The sequence below is a fragment of the Bacillus sp. AP50 genome (genome assembly GCF_040492675.1).
Taxonomy (GTDB): domain Bacteria; phylum Bacillota; class Bacilli; order Bacillales; family Bacillaceae_G; genus Bacillus_A; species Bacillus_A cereus.
The window spans coordinates 1-7226 of sequence record NZ_JBEUTW010000511.1; the positions used below are offsets into that span (position 1 = coordinate 1).

Below are 7226 nucleotides of genomic sequence, written 5' to 3' on the forward strand. Positions count from 1 at the left end.
CAAAAAAAAGAAACCGGCTACTTTACTTCGTAAAACAGCCGATTTCTTCTATATGTTTCATCGTACGCGCTAATACGTCATCGCGCATTATAAAGCTAAATTTTCTATTCGTTTTAATGTTGTCAGGAATGTCTTTTAATAAAACAGACCCTTTCGTTTCTTCGTAATGCGTATGTTCTTCTACCGCACTAATTGTTGCAAAATAAATGTTTTTAATGATTATTTTGTCTTTTCCAGATACTTTGTATTGTCCTAAGTAAGTTAAATCAGAAACTATGCCACCGGTTTCTTCATGAACCTCTCGAACTGCCGCTTCTTCCGGTGTTTCCCCTAGTTCTACTTTACCACCTGGAAATTCAAGACCGCGACGTAAATGATGCGTTAATAACCATTGATCCCCGTACCGGCATACAACCCAAACATGCTTTGGCTCAGGAGAAAATGGATAACGTTCAAACGATAATTGTACAGTGTTGTGGTAATAATCTTTAAATTTGTACATGCCATTACTCCCCTATTGATGGTTACAAGTTTTTCCTACCACAAATTGTAGCATATTCTCGCTTTTCTGCATAATATTATCCAATTACAATCCATTGATTATTCCCATTTGCGCGACTAATTCTTTCGTCTCATGATTTCCTAAATCGTAAATCATTTTATATGCTTTTTGTAGTTGTTCATCATATCGGTCATTATTTGAATCGTGATGATACTCAACAAATGGAACGTGGGAGCGTACAAATGACCCTAAATCTTCTACATATGCTTGATCAAAGTGCTCTCTTAATTCCGTAATTTCCTCATCATTTGCGGAAATCTCAAAATTATACGTATCCGCCGTCTTCACTTGTGAAATTTGACCATTTCCTATTGATATATAATATGTTTTTTTCGTCTCCATGTAACACCCTTCTTTCATCCTTTTATTTTCTATTGTTTTCATCAATTACAAAATTATGTAAAATAAAGAAAAGGAGGGATTTTATGTTCAAAATATTAATTATCGGTATTATCATCGTCCTAATCATCCTCGTACTCTCCATCATGACAATTAATAAAGGCTATGCTTATAAACATTCCGTCGATAAACTAGAAGACAATCCTTATACAAAAAAGAATAAGGAGAATTCCTAATATGCTTCGTATACTTCGCATCATAGTAGCACTCACTGTGATCGTTATGTCGGCAATTGGATTATATACAGGTCAAAATAATTTTTTACCTCTTTCACAATTTCTATTAGGGGCTTTAATGTTTCTCATCGCATTTGAACAAATAAAGAAAAAGGAATTAGCAACTGGATTTATTTGTATTATTGCCGGTGCTTTCATTTGGATAGTTCTCATTATTACCTACATAAAATAGAGGAGGTCTTTTATGCTAAAAGGGGGTCGGATTACTTTATCACTTATTGCCTTATCTATAGCAATCTATGGATTTTTTACTGGTAGTAGAGAAATAATGCCTTATATGTTCATCTTTTTAGGAGGTATGGCCCTCACCATAAGTTTAGAGGAAATATTAAAACGACAAACAGGAGGTAGTCTGCTCGCTCTACTAGCAGGGGCCGCTGCTTTATTTATTGGTTTCACAGAAATATTCTAGTAAATGGTCTAAAGGAGGCTATACAATGCTAACTCTAACTATATTACGTAGTTTTTTAGCATTTCTCATGCTTCTCTTACTCATTCTAAGCACTTATATCCATGTTACCGATAATTTTTCACTTCTTCCATACTTACAATTTATTCTCAGTTGTTCCTTTATTCTTCTAGGAATTAATGAATTAAAATCCGGACGAAAATCAATGAGTATCCCGTATTTTTTCGTTTCTGGTCTTATATTCTTCTTCTTAATATCGAACTACTTTCACTACATGTAGAATGAAATTTTGACCAATTTAGCATTTATAATTATTTTCTCTCAGTAACTATGTCTTTCTACTAAGGGGGATTCCATGTTAAAAAACATTCGAATTATAATCGCCACTATCGCTCTTTCTCTCGTCCTATTTAGCTTCTTTGCAAACTTCACTATTCTTTTACCTTACGTGTTCATCCTTTTGGGAATCGATGAAATAAAGCAGCAGCAAAAAGCGAAAGCATTTGTTTATTTTCTCTGTTCTGCCTTTATTTTATATGTTGGAGTATCTAATATATTTTCATACAAAAGAAGAGTATGGTCGCTCTTAGCACAATAAAAAAACTGCCCTTTCACAGGCAGTTTTTCTTTTTATCCAAAAACTTTCTCAAGTTCATCTTTATCTTGGCTTAACCAGAAGTTCATTAAGCGTTGTGCTCCTTCTAAGTCGTGAAGCTTCGCTTGACCACATTGCGTTTCATTTGCAGCCGGAATTTCTGTAATTTGAACCGCATCTTTTAATGTTAGTTCTAATAAATCAATGATTTCTCGAACTGTCGGTGTTCCGCTTACTACAAGATAATATCCTGTTTGGCAGCCCATCGGTGAAATATCGATAATATCAAAGTGCGGATAACGATCAATATATTTACGTAAATTAAATGCTAATAAATGCTCTAACGTATGAATAACATCTGGTTTCATTGCTTGTTTATTCGGTTGACAGAAACGAATATCAAATTTATTTACAATACCGTCACTACCTACATTGTGAACTCCGCAATGTCTTACATAAGGTGCCTTTACAATCGTATGATCTAATTCAAAGCTTTCTACTGATGGCATACAACATCTCTCCCGCTTTTAATTTAATTCCGTTATATCCAATATGATATAACGGAAATGCACATTAGTAAAGTATTATGTACAGTCGTGCTATAATACTTTAAGAATATGCTGAAAAGGAGACCGTTATGAAACAGATTTTTATTGGGATTATACGCTTTTATCAAAAGTTCATTTCTCCGATGACGCCACCAACATGTCGTTTTTATCCAACTTGTTCTCATTACGGATTAGAGGCGTTTCAAAAACATGGTGCACTCAAAGGCTTTTGGCTTACTTGTAAGCGTGTATTAAAATGTCACCCTTTCCACCCGGGAGGATTTGATCCTGTCCCAGATAAAAAGGATGACAAAGTAAATTCTTAATTGTCGTAACCATTCACAACTAAATCTAATTTTCCTGTATCAGGATCTATAACAAGACCGTGAACAGGTACTTCTTCCGGAAGTAATGGGTGGTTGCGAAGTACTGATACGCTATGTTCTACACTTTCTTCCACACTAGAGAAACCGCGCAAGAATTGTTCTAAATCAATTCCAGAATAACGAAGCATATCTAATTTCTCTTCTGTTATACCGCGTTCTTTCATTCTCTCAATCGTACTGCTTGCTTGAATTTTTGCCATACCACAATCATGGTGACCAACTACACATACTTCATCAGCGCCAAGTTCGTATACAGCGACTAAAATACTACGCATAATACTTCCAAATGGATGTGAAATAACAGCGCCTGCTACTTTAATAATTTTCACATCACCGTTACGCATATTCATCGCTTTTGGTAATAGTTCAACAAGTCGTGTATCCATACAAGAAATAATTACCATTTTTTTGTTTGGAAATTTCCCCGCTACAAACTCTTCATATTTTTTCTCTTCAACAAATTTCTCATTGTACTGCAAAATCTCTTCTAATGACTTCATAGTAAAGGACCCTCTTTTCTCTCGTTTACACTACATAAATAGTGTACCAAAATATGAAAAACTCAAAAAGGATATCGCTTTATAGTAAAAATAAGATATTTTCAGATAATCGACATAATTCTTTCAAAATATACACACATCTTTGTAACAAGTTTCACATACTTTAAACGTATTTTCACTATAAACTGATTGTAGATAATGTAAAAAAGGAGTGAATATTTATTATGTCCGACGTTCTGTTACTGAGTCGTTTTCAATTTGCAATTACTATTTTTTATCACTTTTTATTTGTACCTTTGACAATCGGACTTGTCATTTTAGTAGCATGTATGGAAACTCAATACGCCCGCACATTGAATCCAACATACCGTAAAATGGCAAATTTTTGGGGTAAATTATTTACAATTAACTTCGTAATGGGGATTATAACCGGGATTACGATGGAATTCCAATTTGGAACAAACTGGTCTGAGTACTCCAAATATATGGGAGACATTTTCGGATCCCCTCTCGCAATCGAAGCACTTGTTGCCTTCTTCTTAGAATCTACTTTCATGGGAATATGGTTATTCGGTAAAGACAAAATTTCACCAAAGTTTCGTGCCTTCTGTATGTGGATGGTTGCACTTGGAACAAACATTTCCGCCCTTTGGATTATTACAGCAAACGGCTTTATGCAAAACCCTGTTGGATACGTCGTGCGTAACGGCCGCGCTGAATTAAATGATTTCTGGGCACTCGTTACGAATCCATACGCTTGGAACATGTTCTTCCATACTGTAGTTGGTTGTTATATCGTAGGTGCTTTCTTCGTTATGGCAATTAGTGCTTATCACTTATTACGTAAAAATGAAGTAGAATTCTTCAAAAAATCATTTAAGTTTGGTTTAATGTTAGGCTTATTCGCCGCAACAATTACACCGTTTATGGGACATCAATCTGGTGTATCAGCAGCTAAATATCAACCCGCAAAAGGTGCTGCGATGGAAGCAGTTTGGGAAACTGGAAAAGGACAAGGCTTCTCAATTGTTCAAATTCCTGATGTAAAAAATGAGAAGAACTTTGAATTCCTTACGATTCCAAAACTCGGAAGCTTCTTCTACACAAATTCATTTAATGGCGAAATTGTTGGTTTAAAAGATATTCCGAAAGATGAACGTCCAAATGTTAACCTCGTGTATTATAGCTTCCGCTTAATGGTTGCACTCGGCATGTTCTTTATGGCATTAACTTGGTATGGCTTCTATTTAAACCGAAAAGGAAAACTAGAAAACTCAAAACGTTATTTGAAAATTACAATATGGTCTGTCTTACTTCCTTATATCGCAATTAACGCAGGATGGATTGTCGCTGAAGTAGGTCGTCAACCATGGACAGTATATAAACTAATGCGTACAGCAGAATCTGTATCACCTATATCTGTCCCGCAAATTTGGTTCTCATTAATTAGTTTAATTTTATTCTACACTTTACTTTTAATCGCAGACGTATACTTAATGCTGAAGTTCGCGAAAAAAGGACCTGCCGCATTAGAAGAACCTGCTACTGAGGGAGGTGTAGCTCATGTCTCATGATATGCTTGCAATCATCTGGTTCGGTTTATGGGGCGTGATTTGGACAGTTTACTTCATTCTTGACGGGTATGCACTTGGTAACGGAATGATTTTTCCTTTCGTTACGAAAGATCGACAAGAACGAAATCAATTACAAGAAGCAATTGGCCCGTTCTGGGGCGGTAATGAAGTATGGTTAATTACAGCTGGTGGCGCAACATTTGCTGCCTTCCCAGTCACATATGCTAATATGTTTAGTTATTTATATACACCGTTATTCTTAGTATTACTTGCACTATTTGCTCGTGCCGCTGGACTGGAATTCATGCATAAAGATGATTCACCAATTTGGCAAAAAACTTGTAAATGGGCATTTGCAATTGGCAGTTTCCTAATCGCCTTCTTATTCGGTGTTACATTCGCTAATCTTTATTACGGACTACAAATCGGAAAAAATGGCTATGAAGGAAATTTACTTAGCTTACTAAACCATTACGGTATATTAGGTGGTCTTTTCTTCACTGCTATATTTGTCGTATCCGGTGCCCTTTGGGTCATGATTAAAACGACTGGTGAAGTATCTGATCGTGCTTATAAAATCACAAGACCATTTTCAATGGCAGCTGCTATTATTTTAGCTATCTTCTATGTAGCAACTGCTAATCGGACAAACTTATTCCAAAACTTTACGGAATATCCGGTACTATTCATTCTTCCAGTACTTGCAATGCTAATGAGTGTACTCGCACTTATTATGGTGTACAAACATAAAATTGGCCTTGCATTCACATTCGTTTGCCTAACAATCGCAATGTTTATGACAACTGGCTTTGCAGGTATGTTCCCAAGAATGTTACCATCTCGTATTAACGATGCATACAGTACAACGTTATATAACGCAGCTGGTAGTCAATTAAACTTAAAAATTATGTTCTTCGTTGCAATGGTTATGGTACCAATCGTTATTGGATATCAGCTTTGGAGCTACAGTATTTTTAAAAATAAAATTCATAAAGACTCTGCTAAAGGGTATCACTAAAGTAAAAAAAGACACTTCGTTTGAAGTGTCTTTTTTTGTACGTATGATTTTCGATAAGATGTTATATTTCTAATCTAACAACTATAATACAGAAGAATCATTAACAGCTCACAGCTAGAGTGTAACATACAACAAACATGTTACTTTATGCAATTTTGCATTTTAAAATTATAACGTTGATTGAATAACTTGATCATACGCATCATTATCCCTTACATCCGCCGTACTAATCCCGCTAAACGTTTGTACTTTCATTCCTGTATTTGATGATCCCGATCCATTATAAGCTTTCGTCTTTTCAATCGGCTGTACGTTATATTTATCCCCTACATTAATTGTTCCATTGCAATTTTCAATAATAACACCTTCCACAACTGCCGGCATTTTGTCACCCACTTTCATTTCTTTACTTTTATTTTATGAAAATCGCCTAGAAAAATAGCATGTTTCAATAAGAAAAAGCACTCAATTTGAGTGCTTTTTCTTTAAGCATAAAGACAAGTTTGGAGACAGTTGACTTCTTCAAAATTTTATTAGGGGTAATATTTTGAAAAAGAAAGCCTTTCATATGTAGGTTAACACCACTGGAATATATAGTAAATTGATAATATTTATACGGAAGATTGCTAATGTTTAGTATAGATAGTTTACACTATGCTAACAGTGAAAACTATCTATACTAATAAAAAAAGGTGCCTTCAAAAAAGACACCTTTCAAAAACAGACACTATAAAACAGAATTATTTATTGTTATACGATTGTTAGATACAAAAAGTAGAGGGAAATGTTTGTATTAAATTCTGCTTTATAAAGTCTGTCTACAAATTATATTGTAATCCTCTTCATTTGAAAAAAAATATAATATGCACAATTGCATACAAAAAGAAAAAGCACTCTATTGAGTGCCTTTTCAACCATTTTACTTTTAATATATCGCTTTGAATATATTGTAACATATGTATCCATATATTTTATTGAGAAAATTCAAAATCCTTTTTC

12 protein-coding genes are annotated in these 7226 nt (G+C 34.6%); 7 read left to right on the forward strand and 5 right to left on the reverse strand.

All coding sequences use genetic code 11. From position 1 onward, the window contains the following. Positions 1–22: 22 nt before the first annotated feature. On the reverse strand, positions 23–502 hold the full coding sequence (gene mutTA / locus ABWK52_RS25650) for an antimutator 8-oxo-(dGTP/GTP)ase (RefSeq protein WP_000276385.1): 480 nt from the start codon (positions 500–502) through the stop codon (positions 23–25). A gap of 84 nt (positions 503–586) precedes the next feature. Next, positions 587–904 (reverse strand): hypothetical protein, encoded by a 318-nt coding sequence (locus ABWK52_RS25655; RefSeq protein WP_000448409.1) that lies wholly within the window; start codon positions 902–904, stop codon positions 587–589. An 83-nt stretch (positions 905–987) separates the two neighbouring features. On the opposite strand from ABWK52_RS25655, the gene ytzI reads away from it, so the two are divergent. The 4 genes from ytzI to ABWK52_RS25675 all read left to right on the forward strand — a co-directional run bounded on the left by ytzI (position 988) and on the right by ABWK52_RS25675 (position 2204). After that, a complete protein-coding gene (ytzI, locus tag ABWK52_RS25660) occupies positions 988–1137 on the forward strand; it encodes a YtzI protein (RefSeq protein WP_000472791.1) in 150 nt (49 codons plus the stop codon). 1 nt (position 1138) lies between these two features. Continuing rightward, a complete protein-coding gene (locus ABWK52_RS25665) occupies positions 1139–1369 on the forward strand; it encodes a DUF3953 domain-containing protein (protein WP_000944457.1) in 231 nt (76 codons plus the stop codon). Positions 1370–1381: 12 nt separating this feature from the next. After that, the gene (locus ABWK52_RS25670) at positions 1382–1609 is read left to right on the forward strand and encodes a DUF3953 domain-containing protein (RefSeq protein WP_000911652.1); all 228 of its coding nucleotides are present in this window, start codon (positions 1382–1384) and stop codon (positions 1607–1609) included. 352 nt (positions 1610–1961) lie between these two features. Then, entirely contained in the window at positions 1962–2204 is a 243-nt protein-coding gene (locus ABWK52_RS25675; RefSeq protein ID WP_097861717.1) for a DUF3953 domain-containing protein, read from the forward strand. A 32-nt stretch (positions 2205–2236) separates the two neighbouring features. Here the strand turns inward: ABWK52_RS25675 and luxS are convergent, their stop codons facing one another. Then, on the reverse strand, positions 2237–2710 hold the full coding sequence (gene luxS / locus ABWK52_RS25680) for an S-ribosylhomocysteine lyase LuxS (protein WP_001141371.1): 474 nt from the start codon (positions 2708–2710) through the stop codon (positions 2237–2239). Positions 2711–2838: 128 nt separating this feature from the next. Between luxS and yidD the strand changes: the two genes are divergently transcribed. Then, positions 2839–3075, forward strand: a complete 237-nt coding sequence (gene yidD, locus ABWK52_RS25685) for a membrane protein insertion efficiency factor YidD (protein WP_065702996.1) — start codon at positions 2839–2841, stop codon at positions 3073–3075. Here yidD and ABWK52_RS25690 read toward each other — a convergent pair. Beyond that, positions 3072–3635, reverse strand: a complete 564-nt coding sequence (locus ABWK52_RS25690; protein ID WP_000838164.1) for a beta-class carbonic anhydrase — start codon at positions 3633–3635, stop codon at positions 3072–3074. The two genes, yidD and ABWK52_RS25690, sit on opposite strands and share 4 nt — an antisense overlap. Positions 3636–3859: 224 nt before the next feature. Between ABWK52_RS25690 and cydA the strand changes: the two genes are divergently transcribed. Beyond that, positions 3860–5209 carry a cytochrome ubiquinol oxidase subunit I gene (cydA, locus tag ABWK52_RS25695; RefSeq protein WP_001286194.1) on the forward strand — a complete coding sequence of 450 codons (1350 nt, stop codon included), beginning with the start codon at positions 3860–3862 and terminating at the stop codon, positions 5207–5209. Beyond that, positions 5199–6227 carry a cytochrome d ubiquinol oxidase subunit II gene (gene cydB / locus ABWK52_RS25700; RefSeq protein WP_097981116.1) on the forward strand — a complete coding sequence of 343 codons (1029 nt, stop codon included), beginning with the start codon at positions 5199–5201 and terminating at the stop codon, positions 6225–6227. The genes cydA and cydB overlap by 11 nt, the downstream gene beginning before the upstream one ends. A 168-nt stretch (positions 6228–6395) precedes the next feature. Here cydB and ABWK52_RS25705 read toward each other — a convergent pair whose 3' ends face one another. Next, a complete protein-coding gene (locus tag ABWK52_RS25705) occupies positions 6396–6629 on the reverse strand; it encodes a spore germination protein (RefSeq protein ID WP_002062565.1) in 234 nt (77 codons plus the stop codon). Between the last annotated feature and the right edge of the window lie 597 nt (positions 6630–7226).